Source organism: Massilia eburnea, assembly GCF_009720745.1.
Taxonomy (GTDB): Bacteria; Pseudomonadota; Gammaproteobacteria; order Burkholderiales; family Burkholderiaceae_D; genus Rugamonas; species Rugamonas eburnea.
Genome location: NZ_WNKX01000032.1, coordinates 1 through 12,926, shown reverse-complemented (window position 1 = coordinate 12,926; position 12,926 = coordinate 1). Strand labels below are relative to the sequence as shown.

Genomic DNA, 12,926 nt, shown 5'->3' with positions numbered 1-12,926 from the left:
AGTCAGAAAATGCAGCTGAAACCAGAAAAAGACGCGGAACTCCGCGCCAAAGTAAACCGCGAAACCGCCCGCATCCCGTGGAGCGAACTGCTCAAGCACTTCGCCCAGGGCAATGTGGTGTGGGTGGCCGACGAACTGGACCTGGTGGACGTCGCCGTCCGCATCGCCCACGACGACAAGGCCAGCATATCTGCCTGGATGGAAGCGGGCCAGTTGGCCAAGGTATCGGACCAGCAATGCCAGGAATGGATCGCCAGCGACGCCAACCTGTGGGCCAGCGTCGTCAGCCCATTCATTCTCGTCCAGCAGGAGAAGCGGAAGCCTCATTGAGGTCGATCGCATACAGCGAATAGCCTTTTCCGCTCCCGTCATCGTCCTTGACCACTGAAATGCCGGCCAGGCCGGCATCCTTTGCCAGCGCCAGCTTGCCCGGCGCTGAATGGAATATCACCGGCCCCTTGGTCCGCACCCGCGCAAAACGCCAGCTGTGCGCCGAGCCGTTCGCGGCGCGGTTCAGATGCCGCACCGATTTGATATACGCGATCAGCACTGCGCGGTTATTGTCCGGCGAGGCGAACACGGTCTTGCTGCCATCCAGCCCCGGGAAACCGCCGCCACCGCTGGCGCGGTAGTTGTTGGTCGCGACGATGAATTCCTGCTCCGCCCGCACCGGCTGGCCGCGCCAGGAAAGTCCCTTGACACGCTGGCCTGGCGCTTGCGTCACATCGACCTGGTAGCGCACATCCGGGTCGCTCAGCATATCGAAATTGAAGCCCGGGAAGGCTGTATTGACCAGCTCCTGCGGCTCGCTGCGCGCGGGATCGATGGTGTTGAAGCGGCCGGCTGCGCGCTCCAGCCAGGCTTTCAGTATCGCGCCGTTGACCTTCACCGCGTGCAAGTCGTTCGGGTACAGGTACAGGTCGGCCGCGTTGTTCAGCGCCATGTTGCCCGGGGCGACATCGGTGTAATCCGCCACTCCCGCCGCACCGGTCTTAAACGGTGCGGAGACCGACAGCACCGGCAGTTGAGCGTACTGCGGCAAGTTGGCCTGCACGTAGCGGCGCACATACTCGGCCTGCGCCTGGTTCACGACCTGGATCGCGGAAACGTCGCCAACATCGGCGAAATAGGCGGACATGCGGAAGTCGGTATCGCCGATCGGCGTCTTCACATAGGCGATAGTCGCCTCATGTTCTGACTTTACCAGTGCCGCAATTTCCGGATCCGGCTCGACAAAGCTGCGGTCCGCGCGCTGGATGCTGCGCGTTTCCACCTGCGCCGCGCCCGAGTCAGCCACCCAGCGCTTGCCGTCGTGGTGGAGCGCCAGCTGGATGACACCAATCTGCTTGCCCCACAGGCCGGCCATCACGGTCGGCACGCCGTGCACCGTACCGCGCGCCTTGTCGACATCGGGCAGGTTGAAGCCCGCCGATTTGCTGGCGGCGTTCGGGAACACCTCGTGCGAGTGCCCCAGCAAGAGCGCATCGATGCCAGGTACCTGGGCCAGGTGCCAGCTGCCGTTTTCCATCGAAGGCGCATACTGCGCACCATCCAGCCCGCCGTGCGAAATGGCGACGATGACTTCAGCGCCCTTTGCCCGCATCTCGGGAATGTAGCGCTGCGCGGTCTCGCGCCAGCCCTCGGTGCGTACACGGCCTTCCAGCCAGCGTTTGTCCCAGCCCATGATGGCCGGAGTGGTGAAGCCAATGATCCCAACCTTGACCGTTGCCGCCACAGCCTTGCCATCCGGCCCGGTTGCCGTCACGTGCGTGTCGATGATGCGGTATGGCGCAAACAACGGCTTGCCGGAATGCGCGTCCACCACGTTCGCCAGCACGATCGGGAACGCAGGTCCGGCGCAGTGCTGCGGACTCGTTGCCGTCACCTGCCCCAGGAATTCCAGGCCCCAGTTGAAATCGTGATTGCCCACCGAGCCGCCGTCGTAGCCCAAGGCATTCATGGCTTTGTAAATGGCCAGCGGCTGGCCGCAGCCGACCGGCGCCACCAGCGCCTGGTAGTCGCCCAATGCCGTGCCCTGGATGGTGTCGCCGTTATCGAGCAACAGCGAATCCGGGAAATCCTTGCGCGCCTGGCGAATCAGGGTCGCAGTGCGTTCCAGCCCAAGCGAGGCGTCCGGCGCCAGTTTGTAGTAGTCATAGCTCAGCACATTGGCGTGCAAGTCCGTGGTTTCGATGATCGCCAGCGAGGCACGAGCCCCTTGCGGCAATTTGCTGGGAATGCTTCCGCACGCAGCCAGGATGGCGGCCGCGGGAACTAAATATGAGAAGCGCATCAATCGCCTTCTTGAATGAAATTTACTGATGAATATTTGTCAGACGCCATTTTCACGGATCTTGCAATTCGAAGAACCGCAGTTTGCACTCTAAACCGCCGCGAAGTGACTAGCAAAGTTATATGGAATCTTTGCAATTGTGCCACGTTGCCTGAAATAAATGTTTGATTGTCAACATCGAGAAGTATGATCCCAATCAATCTTTTCAGCCATCCGCCAAAGGAAATGAACATGAAAATTCGCGGCGCACTGACATCCATTCTGCTTCTTTCGGCCGCTATCGCGCATGCAGGCCCCAACCTGGTCACCAATGGCGACTTTGAAAACACCGCCGATTACAGCATGTGGACGCTGACCAGCCCTGGCGGCGGCCAGCAAGCCTTTGGCACCGACGTGACGGCTTCTCCGCTGGCAGACGCCAATAATCACGTCTTCGGCGACTTGAATACCACCCAGCTTGGCTTTCTCAGCCAGACCATCGCGACGATCGCCGGCGCCACCTACCAGCTGACGTTCGACCTGCAGCGCTGGACCACCGACCCACAATTCAATCCGGACAACGAGGCGCAGGTGAAGTTCGGAGGCGTCACCGTTTTTGACGAAACCAACCTGACCGGCGACTGGCTCACCAAGACCATCACCGTCACCGCCCTCACCAACAGCACGGTGCTCGCATTCGGCAACTTCAACAACGACCCAATCTACTGGAATCAGCTGGACAACATCAGCCTGGAATTCCTGCGCGGCCCCGGCGATCCGGGTACGCCAGGCGTGCCGGAACCAGCCTCGCTGGCGCTGCTGGCCGGCGGGCTTGCCGCGCTGGGCATGAGCCGCCGCCGCAGCTTCCGCTCCTGAACCACCCCTTCCCACCTAATAGCCGCAACGCCCCGGCAGGGGCGCATGCACCTGCAAGGAGGCAGCATGTCCGAACCGTATCTCGCCGAAATCCGGATGACGGGATTTAACTTCCCGCCGAAAGGCTGGGCGCTGTGCAATGGCCAGATCCTCCCGATCAACCAGAACCAGGCCCTGTTTGCCCTGCTCGGCACCACCTATGGCGGCAATGGGCAGACCACCTTCGCCCTGCCCGACTTGCGCGGCCGCGTGCCGGCGCATGTGGGCGCGCTTTTCAACCTTGGGCAGCAGGGCGGTGAAGCCAGCCACATGCTCACTGCCAACGAAATGCCGCCGCATACGCACACCCTTGGCATTTCCACCGTGGCCAGCCATCAGGCCGACCCGACCGGGCGGGTGCTGGGCAATGTCGAATCCGGCGCAGTGAACTATTACGCGCCGCTGGATGGCAGCGCCACGCTGGCGCCAAACACGGTCGGAAACTCCGGCGGTGGCCAGCCGCACGAGAACATGCAACCTTACCTGACCATCAATTTCATCATCGCGCTGCAGGGTATTTTCCCTTCGCAGAACTGAAGTAAAGGAACCGGCGTATGGACAACTTTATCGGCGAAATTCGCCTGTTCGCAGGTAATTTTCCGCCACGAGGCTGGGCATTCTGCGATGGCGCACTGTTGGCCATTGCGCAGAACGACGCGCTCTTTGCGCTGCTTGGCACCACCTATGGCGGCGACGGGCAAGCCACTTTTGCGCTGCCGGACCTGCGCGGGCGCGTGCCGGTGCACCAGGGTTCCCAAGGCGGCAACAACTACGTTATCGGCCAGCGCGCGGGCGTGGAAAGCGTGACGCTGACTACCGGCCAGCTCCCCGCGCATAACCACTCTGCTGGCGCCAGCACCACCCCGCCACCGCCGACTGGCACCGGCATCAACCTGACCGGGCCCGGCGCCTACGTGCCGGCGGCGCCGGCCAAGCCAAAGTTGTATGCCCCGGCCGGCTCCAGCACCGTCGCCATGGCGCCCCAGGCGATCCAGGCCACCGGTGGCAACCAGCCCCACGACAATATGGCCCCCTTCCTGGCTGTCAGCTTCATCATCGCCCTGGAAGGCATCTTCCCTACCCAGAGTTAGTCCAGGAGCCCAACATGGCAGAGCGTTATATTGGCGAAATCCGTATGTTCGGTGGAAATTTCGCGCCGGCTGGCTGGGCTTTGTGCAACGGCCAGCTGATTCCGATTGCCCAGAACACGGCCCTGTTCTCCATCCTCGGCACCACTTATGGCGGCAATGGCGTCACCACTTTCGGCTTGCCGGACCTGCGCCAGCGCATGCCGATGCACGCCGGCAGCGGCCCTGGCCTGACGCCGCGCGACCTCGGCGAACAAGGCGGTGAGGAGGCCGTGAGCCTGACCTTGCAGCAGATGCCGTCGCATAACCACGGCATGGCGGCATCCAATACCTCGGCATCGGTGCAGTCGCCGGCCAATGCCTTGCTGGCCAAGCCGATCACCCTGAGCGCGCCTTACCATGATGCCGCGGGCATAGCGCCATCGCCCACCGGCCAGCTTGGTACGACGGGGGGCGGCAGCGCCCACAACAATATGCAGCCTTACCTGGTGGTGAACTTCATCATCGCCCTGAACGGCACTTTCCCACCCCGTAACTGATTGACCATGAGCGGCAAACCGACCTTGCGCCCTGTCGACGCCGGCGACCAGTCTTTCCTGCTGGCGCTGCTTGCCAGCACGCGCCAGGACTTGCTGCTACTCGATCACGACATCAGCGCGATAATGGTACGCATGCAATTCGAGGCGCAGCTAAGAGACTACCGGCATCGCTTTCCCGCCATGGAAGAAAGCATCGTTCTGGCGGACGGGGTCCCGGCCGGACGCATGTACGTGGCACGCGGCCAGGATGAACTGCGCCTGGTCGACATCAGCCTGCTGCCAGAATTCCGCAGCCAACACATCGGCAGCACCTTGCTGGCCGGGTTGCAGGAGGAATGCACGAACGCAGGCCTGCCCCTGCGCTTGCACGTATTGCAAGGCAATCCCGCGGCCGGCCTGTATCGGCGTTTCGGTTTCGAGCCCGGTGTCGTGGAAGGTATTTACCTGTCCATGGAATGGCAACCAACCTTGTTAAAGGAATAAGTCATGGAACGTCGCAACTTCATCCTGGCGGCCGGCAGCCTGATCGGCGCACCGGCCTTGGCCCGCGCAGCATCGCTGGCGGCGCCGCCCCCAGCGGCCTCGGGCCTGCGCATGGCGGGTTTCCGCGACCTGGTTGGCCAGCAATTCCTCGCCTTCCAGGGCAAGCGCGGGACGACGCTCGACCTGGTCGCGCTACGTCCCGGAAAAGCGGCGCCGCACCACGAACAATTCACGCTCGTATTTTCCGGCGAGCCGGCACTGGCATCGGGGATTTATGAAATCGACAACACCGTCGCCGGACGCATGCAGGTCTACCTCGAGTCTGCCGGCGCCGCAAAAGGCGCCACTGGCGACTCCCTCTACCGCGCCGAATTCAGCCTGCTGGTGTAACTCGCCCGGGGCGTCGGCCTCTGAGGTATAATTTCAGGTTCGATTTAATAACTATCAGACCTGAAAACCATGGAAGCTGAACGCATCAATTCCCTCGCCAAACTGCTCGCGGACCTGACCACCCGCGAAGCCGAACTTCGGAGGTATCTTTGACTTCGATAAGAAGTCCGAGAAACTGGAACAACTGAACGCCGAACTGGAAGATCCGGCCGTTTGGAATGACCCGAAAAAAGCCCAGGACATGGGCCGCGAAAAGAAATCCCTTGAAGGCGTCGTCCTGACTTTGCAGAAGGCCGAATCGGACCTGCGCGACATGGGCGAACTGTTCGACATGGGCAAGGAAGAGAATGACGACGACACGCTGGAAGCCGTGCTCGCCGATACCGCCGAAATCCAGAAGGTCATCGAGACCATGGAATTCCGCCGTATGTTCAGCAACCCGATGGACCCGAACAACTGCTTCATCGACATCCAGGCCGGCGCCGGCGGCACCGAAGCCCAGGACTGGGCCTCCATGCTGCTGCGCCAGTACCTGCGCTATTGCGACCGCAAAGGCTTCAAGGCCGAAGTACTGGAAGAATCCGAGGGCGAAGTTGCCGGCATCAAGACCGCGACCCTGAAGGTCGAAGGCGAATACGCCTACGGCCACCTGCGTACCGAAACCGGCGTGCACCGCCTGGTGCGCAAGTCGCCGTTCGACTCGGCCGGCGGCCGCCACACCTCCTTCGTGTCGCTGTTCGTGTACCCGGAAGTGGATGACTCGATCGAGATCGAGATCAACCCTGCCGACCTGCGCATCGACACCTACCGCGCATCCGGCGCCGGTGGCCAGCACATCAACAAGACCGACTCCGCGGTGCGTATCACCCACGGCCCGTCCGGTATCGTGGTGCAGTGCCAGAACGACCGCTCGCAGCATCGCAACAAAGCCGAAGCGATGGACATGCTGAAGGCCAAGCTGTACGAACTCGAACTGCGCAAGCGCATGAGCGAGCAGCAGTCGCTGGAAGACTCCAAGACCGACGTCGGCTGGGGCCACCAGATCCGTTCCTACGTGCTGGACCAGTCCCGTATCAAGGACTTGCGCACGGGCTTCGAGACCGGCAACACCGGCAAGGTGCTGGACGGCGACCTGGACGACTTCATCTCCGCATCGCTGAAGCAAGGCATCTAAGAGATGACGCAGCAGCGCGCCTTCATCTTCGACATGGACGGCACCATCGTCGACAACATGGGGTTCCATACCCGCTCATGGCTGGAATTTTTCAGCCGCCGCGGCCATGCTGTCGACGAAGCGGCATTTTTTGCCGCCACCGCCGGCCGCACCGGGCACGAAATCATCGGCCAGTACCTCGGCCAGGGCCTGCCGCATGATCACGTGACCGGCTTGATCGACGAGAAGGAAACGCTGTACCGCGAGATCTACGCCCCGCACCTGCGCGCCGTGGAAGGCTTCAGCGCCCTGGTGAGTGCAGCGCGGGCTGCCGGCATCCGCCTGGCAGTCGGCACCGCCGCCCCGCAAAGCAACGTGGACTTCACGCTGGACGGCCTGGGCGTGCGCGAACTGTTCGACACCGTCGTCGGCGCAGCCGACGTCAAGCGCGGCAAGCCGGAACCGGACGTGTTCCTGCTGGCGGCCGAACGCTGCGGCGCCGATCCGGCGCGATGCGTCGTGTTCGAGGACGCGCCCCTGGGCGTGGAAGCGGCGCGCCGAGCCGGCATGCGCTGCGTCGTCCTGACAACCACTTTGCCTGCTGAAGCGTTTAAGACTTTCGACAATGTGATTTGCATTGCACGCGACTTCAGCGAAATCGATATCAATACACTGACAAACCTTTAAAACCATGACTACGGAAAACCAAGTGCAAGACCAGGCGCCAGGCCAGGACGACAACAAGATCATCGCCGAGCGCCGCGCCAAGCTGGCCGCCATCCGCGAGAAACAGAGCGTCGCCTTCCCTAACGACTTCCGTCCGCAGCACAAGGCTGCCGACCTGCACCTGCAGTATGGCGAGAAAACCCGCGAAGAACTGGAAGCCGCCCCTGTTTCCGTAGTCCTGGCCGGCCGCATGATGCTGCGCCGCGAAGCCGGCAAGAAAGCCGCATTCGCCACCCTGCAGGATTCCTCGGGCCAGAAGGCCGATGGCCGCATCCAGATCTACGTCACCGTGGACACCACCGGCGAGGAAGCGATGGAAGCCTTCCGCAGCTGGGACCTGGGCGACATCCTGGGCGTGACCGGCACCCTGTTCAAGACCAAGACCGACGAACTGACCATCAAGGTCAGCGAAGTGCGCCTGATCACCAAGGCCCTGCGCCCGCTGCCGGACAAGTTCCACGGCCTGGCCGACCAGGAAACCAAGTACCGCCAGCGCTACGTCGACCTGATCACCAGCGAAGAGACCCGCCGTACCTTCAAGGCGCGTACCGCTGCGATCTCCTCGATCCGCCGCTTCATGGAAAAGAACGATTTCATGGAAGTCGAAACGCCGATGCTGCACCCGATCCCCGGCGGCGCATCGGCCAAGCCTTTCATCACCCACCACAACGCGCTGGACATGCAGATGTACATGCGTATCGCGCCTGAACTGTACCTGAAGCGCCTGGTGGTGGGCGGCTTTGACCGCGTATTCGAGATCAACCGCAACTTCCGCAACGAAGGCGTGTCGGTCCGTCACAACCCTGAATTCACGATGATGGAGTTCTACGCGGCCTACACCGATTACCAGTGGATCATGAACTTCACCGAAGAAGTGATCCGCCAGGCAGCGATCGACGCCAAGGGCACTGCGGTGCTGACCTACGGCGGCCGTGAACTGGACCTGTCCAAGCCATTCCAGCGCCTGACCATCTGCGGCGCCATCAACAAGTACGCTCCGCACTACACCGAAGCGCAGCTGAACGACATGGACTTCCTGAAGGCCGAGCTGCTGAAGTTCGGCGTGAAGCCTTTTGCCACCTCCGGCCTGGGCGCGCTGCAACTGGCCCTGTTCGAAGAAACCGCCGAAGCGCAGCTGTGGGAACCGACCTTCATCATCGACTACCCGATCGAAGTGTCGCCGCTGGCCCGCGCTTCCGACACCCGCGAAGGCATCACCGAGCGCTTCGAGCTGTTCATGGTTGGCCGTGAAATCGCCAACGGCTTCTCGGAGCTGAACGACGCCGAAGACCAGTCGGCCCGTTTCCTGGCCCAGATGAAGGCCAAGGAAGCCGGCGACGACGAAGCGATGTACTACGACGCAGACTTCATCCGCGCGCTGGAATACGGCATGCCGCCAGCCGGCGGCTGCGGCATCGGCATCGACCGCCTGATGATGCTGCTGACCGACTCGCCCAACATCCGCGACGTCCTGCTGTTCCCGCACCTGCGCAAAGAAGACTGATAAAAAGGGGTACGTCCCCTTTTTCTAAAAAGGGGACGTACCCCTTTTTTCTACTACGCCCGCGCTTGCTTGAAGTTCCTGCAAGCGCGGCGCATCATATGGCTCATGAACTCCGCGAATCCGCAGGAATTTGAGCCATCACTTGGCGAGCGCGTCACGCGTCTCGAAGTCCAGGTTGCCAGCATGCATGCCGAACTCAGGGGCATGATTGAAACCGCGGTAGCCGAACTGAAAGGCATGATCGCCGCGCTCTCCGCACGCATTGACGCCCAGAACGCGCGGCTCGACGAGCATTCCCGCCGTATGGATTCGCTCGAGGCGCACATGCGGAAAATGAATACGACCATCATTATTACCGGCCTGAGTGTCGCCCTCAGCGTCATTTTTGGCGTCGGAGCCATCAATTCCTCGTTAATTTCCGGGATGACAGCCGCTTTCCAGGCAGGCGACGGCAGCACCCGCTGGCGCGCCACGGTGGAGAGGGATATTGGCGAGCTCAAGACCAAATTCGCAGAAATGGACGCCCGCCAGCGCCGCGACAGCGCAGAACTCCACAAGGACAGCGCTGAATTACGCGACGAAATGCGCGAAATCAGGAAACTGCTCGAGCGCCGTGAGGCGGCGCCCGAGCGAGGCAAACGCTGATTACTGGATCACCCGGTAGCAAGGCGTGTAAGCCTTGCCCGCCAGCTTCATCCGGCTTTGCGCAACGAAGGACGCCAGCAGCGCATCCATCGGCCCCATGATTTCCTTGTCGCCGTGGATTTCGAAGTGGCCGTACTTCTCGATGGTACGGATGCCCTCTTCCTTCACATTGCCCGCCACCACGCCCGAGAAAGCGCGGCGCAGGTTGGCAGCCAGCACATGCACCGGCTGGTTCTTGTGCAGGCTCAGGTTGCGCATGTTCTCATGCGTCGGCGCAAATGGACGCTGGAACTCGTCGTCGATCTTCAGCGCCCAGTTGAAGTAATAGGCATCCGAACGCGACTTGCGGTACTCGCGCACCTGCTTGATCCCTTCCTGCATTTCCTGCGCCACCAGTTCCGGATCATCGACGATGATCTTGTACCGCTTCTGCGCCTCAGGACCCAGCGTCAAGCCGATGAATTCATTAATCTGCACGAAGTACTCGCGCGCCGTTTCCGGCCCGGTGAAGATCAGCGGGAAGGGAATCTCCGCATTATCCGGATGCAGCAGGATGCCGAGGATGTACAGGATCTCCTCCGCCGTGCCCGCGCCGCCGGGGAACACGCAGATGCCGTGGCCCACGCGCACGAAAGCTTCCAGCCGCTTTTCAATATCCGGCATGATGACTAGGTCGTTCACGATCGGATTAGGCGATTCCGCGGCGATGATGCCCGGCTCCGTAATGCCCAGGTAACGCCCGCCGGTAAAGCGCTGCTTGGCGTGGCCGATCGTCGCCCCCTTCATTGGCCCCTTCATCGCGCCGGGGCCGCAGCCAGTGCAGATATCCAGCCCGCGCAGGCCAAGCTGGTAGCCCACTTCCTTCGAGTAGTTATATTCAGCGCGGTTGATCGAATGGCCGCCCCAGCACACCACCATGTTCGGGTTGAGCTGCGGCTTCAGCACATTCGCATTGCGCAGGATATGAAACACCGCATCGGTGATGCCTTCGCTGCGGGCCAGGTCGAACTTCGGGTTCCCGGAAACTTCGTTATTGACGAATACGATATCGCGCAGCACCGCAAACAGGTGCTCGTGGATCCCCTTGATCATTTTGCCGTCGACGAAAGCGATGGCGGGCGCCCCTTTGATTTCCAGCTTGATCCCGCGTTCACGCTGCAGGATGTTGATGTCAAACGACTTGAAACGATCCAGCAATTCCTTTCCATCGTCGATCGTGCTGCCGCAATTCAGCACCGCCAGGGCGCAGTTGCGGAAGATGTTATAGAGGCCGCCCTTGCCGGAGTCCAGCAATTGCACCACCTCCGCCTTGGACAGGACTTCCAGCCTGCCCTCCGGAGCGATGAGAGTATCGACAACGTTGCTGTCCATGATACATAAATCCTTTTATTTAACTTTTCGGGGACTGCACTTCCAATATACGCCCATGCTGTGCCGATTCACAGACGCAAGCTTGGCAAACATACCACATTGCTGCTTTGCAGCACGCGAAATTGCCCTTGATCTGTGCGGGGTAGATTAAAATGCGCTTTTTTTCGACCGGGAGAAGCCGCATGAGCGGTGCAAGCAATCCAACCATCGAGGTCCAGCCTCCTGAATTCAAGCAGATCATGGGCCACCCAGCGCCCCTGTGGATGCTGTTTATGAGCGAATTCTGGGAGCGCTTCGCGTTCTACGGCATTCGCTGGGCGTTGACCCTGTACGTCGTTGCGCAGTTCTACAACGGTGACTCCGCCGGTGAAGCGCAGGCAAACCTGATCTACGGCTCCTACCTGGCCCTGGTCTACGCAGGCGCGCTGTTCGGCGGCTACGTGGCCGACCGCGTGCTGGGCTACCAGCGCTCCATCCTGGTTGGCGCGGCCTTCATGGCTGCCGGCCTGTTCATGATCGCCATGCCGAACCCCGATATCTTCAAGCTCGGTCTTGCGACGGTCATTGCAGGTAACGGCCTGTTCAAGCCGAATATTTCGACCATGGTCGGCAAGCTCTATTCTGTCGCTGATACGCGTCGCGACTCCGGCTTCACCATCTTCTACATGGGCATCAACATCGGCGCCTTCTTCGCACCGCTGATCACCCAGACCCTGGCGCAGAAAGTCTTCAACACCGGCGATACGCCTGCGTACAAGGTTGTGTTCATTTCCGCCGGCGTCGGCATGCTGATTTCCCTGGTCTGGTTCTACATCGGCCGCGCCACCCTGAAAGGCATTGGCGCCCCGACCGAAGAGAACAAGGATCCAAAGCGCATCCTGTACGTCGTGCTGGGCGCACTGTGCGTCATTCCAGTCATGTATGCGCTGCTGGTCGTTGGCGCTGCCGCCCTGCAGGGCGTGCTGACCGTACTGTTCCTGGTCCTGGCAGTGATGCTGGTCGTGGAAGGCGTGCGCAACGGCCCTGTGGCCCGCGACAAGGTGATCGCCATGATGATCATCTTCGCCTTCAACATCATGTTCTGGTGCTTCTTCGAACAGGCAGGCAGCTCCTTCACCTTCCTGGCCGAGAATATCGTCAACCGCGACTTTGGCGGCTGGATCTTCCCGACCGCATGGTTCCAGTCGGTGAATTCCATCGCCGTTATCACCTGCGCACCGATCATCGCTGCGATCTGGGTGTGGCTGGGCCGCCGCAACAAGAACCCATCGATCCCACGCAAGTTCGGCCTGGGCATCCTGGGCAACGGCTTCGCCTTCCTGCTGCTGATGTACGCGCTGACCCAGCTGGTTGATTCCCACGGCAAGATCCCGTTCTGGACCCTGTTCATGGTCTACGTCATCCAGTCCATCGGTGAGCTGTGCCTGTCTCCGATCGGCCTGTCGATGGTGACCAAGCTGGCGCCAACCCGCCTGGTAGGCATGGGCATGGGCGGCTGGTTCCTGTCCACCGGTATCGGCAACAACCTGTCCGGCATCGTGGCTGCGATGATGTCCGGTGAAAAAGGCCTGTCGGTGCAGTCCGCGCTGGAAGGCTACACCCAAGGCTTCTGGATCCTGATGGTGGGCGGCGTACTGCTGTTCATCCTCGCGCCATTCATCCAGAAACTGATGCACGGCGTGAAGTAACAATAGAAAGTCGGGGTCAGATACCGTCTTGAATAGCAAGCCCGTTACCCAGGAAATTTGGGTCAAAGGGCTTGCCTGACTTTACGACTCCGTAAACCAGATGCACTAGCTTACGCATGATGGCGCCCGCCACAGCCATCTTCGATAAGCCA

At 61.2% G+C, this 12,926-nt stretch carries 14 protein-coding genes; 12 read left to right on the top strand and 2 right to left on the bottom strand.

Annotated elements, in window-relative coordinates; genetic code table 11:
* Positions 1-9: 9 nt before the first annotated feature.
* Positions 10-330, top strand: a complete 321-nt coding sequence (locus tag GM658_RS25780; protein ID WP_155456938.1) for a DUF2288 domain-containing protein — start codon at positions 10-12, stop codon at positions 328-330.
* On the opposite strand, the gene GM658_RS25775 is transcribed toward GM658_RS25780, so the two are convergent.
* On the bottom strand, positions 293-2,293 hold the full coding sequence (locus GM658_RS25775; protein WP_155456937.1) for a bifunctional 2',3'-cyclic-nucleotide 2'-phosphodiesterase/3'-nucleotidase: 2,001 nt from the start codon (positions 2,291-2,293) through the stop codon (positions 293-295). The genes GM658_RS25780 and GM658_RS25775 overlap by 38 nt on opposite strands.
* 231 nt (positions 2,294-2,524) lie before the next feature.
* Here GM658_RS25775 and GM658_RS25770 point away from each other — a divergent pair, with 231 nt between their 5' ends.
* The 10 genes from GM658_RS25770 to GM658_RS25725 all read left to right on the top strand — a co-directional run bounded on the left by GM658_RS25770 (position 2,525) and on the right by GM658_RS25725 (position 9,715).
* Complete coding sequence (locus tag GM658_RS25770; protein ID WP_170298980.1) at positions 2,525-3,148, top strand: DUF642 domain-containing protein; 624 nt, start codon at positions 2,525-2,527, stop codon at positions 3,146-3,148.
* Between the two features lie 66 nt (positions 3,149-3,214).
* The gene (locus GM658_RS25765; RefSeq protein ID WP_155456936.1) at positions 3,215-3,724 is read left to right on the top strand and encodes a phage tail protein; all 510 of its coding nucleotides are present in this window, start codon (positions 3,215-3,217) and stop codon (positions 3,722-3,724) included.
* A 17-nt stretch (positions 3,725-3,741) separates the two neighbouring features.
* Positions 3,742-4,278, top strand: coding sequence for a phage tail protein (locus GM658_RS25760; protein ID WP_155456935.1), 537 nt, complete (start codon positions 3,742-3,744; stop codon positions 4,276-4,278).
* A 14-nt stretch (positions 4,279-4,292) separates the two neighbouring features.
* A complete protein-coding gene (locus tag GM658_RS25755) occupies positions 4,293-4,814 on the top strand; it encodes a phage tail protein (RefSeq protein ID WP_155456934.1) in 522 nt (173 codons plus the stop codon).
* Between the two features lie 6 nt (positions 4,815-4,820).
* Entirely contained in the window at positions 4,821-5,297 is a 477-nt protein-coding gene (locus tag GM658_RS25750; RefSeq protein WP_155456933.1) for a GNAT family N-acetyltransferase, read from the top strand.
* Between the two features lie 3 nt (positions 5,298-5,300).
* The gene (locus GM658_RS25745; RefSeq protein ID WP_155456932.1) at positions 5,301-5,687 is read left to right on the top strand and encodes a DUF6916 family protein; all 387 of its coding nucleotides are present in this window, start codon (positions 5,301-5,303) and stop codon (positions 5,685-5,687) included.
* A gap of 69 nt (positions 5,688-5,756) precedes the next feature.
* A protein-coding gene (gene prfB, locus GM658_RS25740) for a peptide chain release factor 2 (RefSeq protein ID WP_155456931.1) occupies positions 5,757-6,861 on the top strand; the annotation gives its coding sequence in 2 pieces (ribosomal slippage) (positions 5,757-5,837 and positions 5,839-6,861; 1,104 coding nt in all).
* A 3-nt stretch (positions 6,862-6,864) separates the two neighbouring features.
* A complete protein-coding gene (locus GM658_RS25735) occupies positions 6,865-7,527 on the top strand; it encodes an HAD family hydrolase (protein ID WP_155456930.1) in 663 nt (220 codons plus the stop codon).
* A 4-nt stretch (positions 7,528-7,531) separates the two neighbouring features.
* A complete protein-coding gene (gene lysS, locus GM658_RS25730) occupies positions 7,532-9,070 on the top strand; it encodes a lysine--tRNA ligase (RefSeq protein ID WP_155456929.1) in 1,539 nt (512 codons plus the stop codon).
* Positions 9,071-9,175: 105 nt separating this feature from the next.
* The gene (locus GM658_RS25725) at positions 9,176-9,715 is read left to right on the top strand and encodes a hypothetical protein (RefSeq protein WP_170298979.1); all 540 of its coding nucleotides are present in this window, start codon (positions 9,176-9,178) and stop codon (positions 9,713-9,715) included.
* Here the strand turns inward: GM658_RS25725 and ppnN are convergent, their stop codons facing one another.
* The gene (gene ppnN, locus GM658_RS25720; RefSeq protein WP_155456927.1) at positions 9,716-11,086 is read right to left on the bottom strand and encodes a nucleotide 5'-monophosphate nucleosidase PpnN; all 1,371 of its coding nucleotides are present in this window, start codon (positions 11,084-11,086) and stop codon (positions 9,716-9,718) included.
* Between the two features lie 182 nt (positions 11,087-11,268).
* Here ppnN and GM658_RS25715 point away from each other — a divergent pair, with 182 nt between their 5' ends.
* Positions 11,269-12,774 (top strand): peptide MFS transporter, encoded by a 1,506-nt coding sequence (locus GM658_RS25715; protein ID WP_155456926.1) that lies wholly within the window; start codon positions 11,269-11,271, stop codon positions 12,772-12,774.
* Positions 12,775-12,926: the final 152 nt, after the last annotated feature.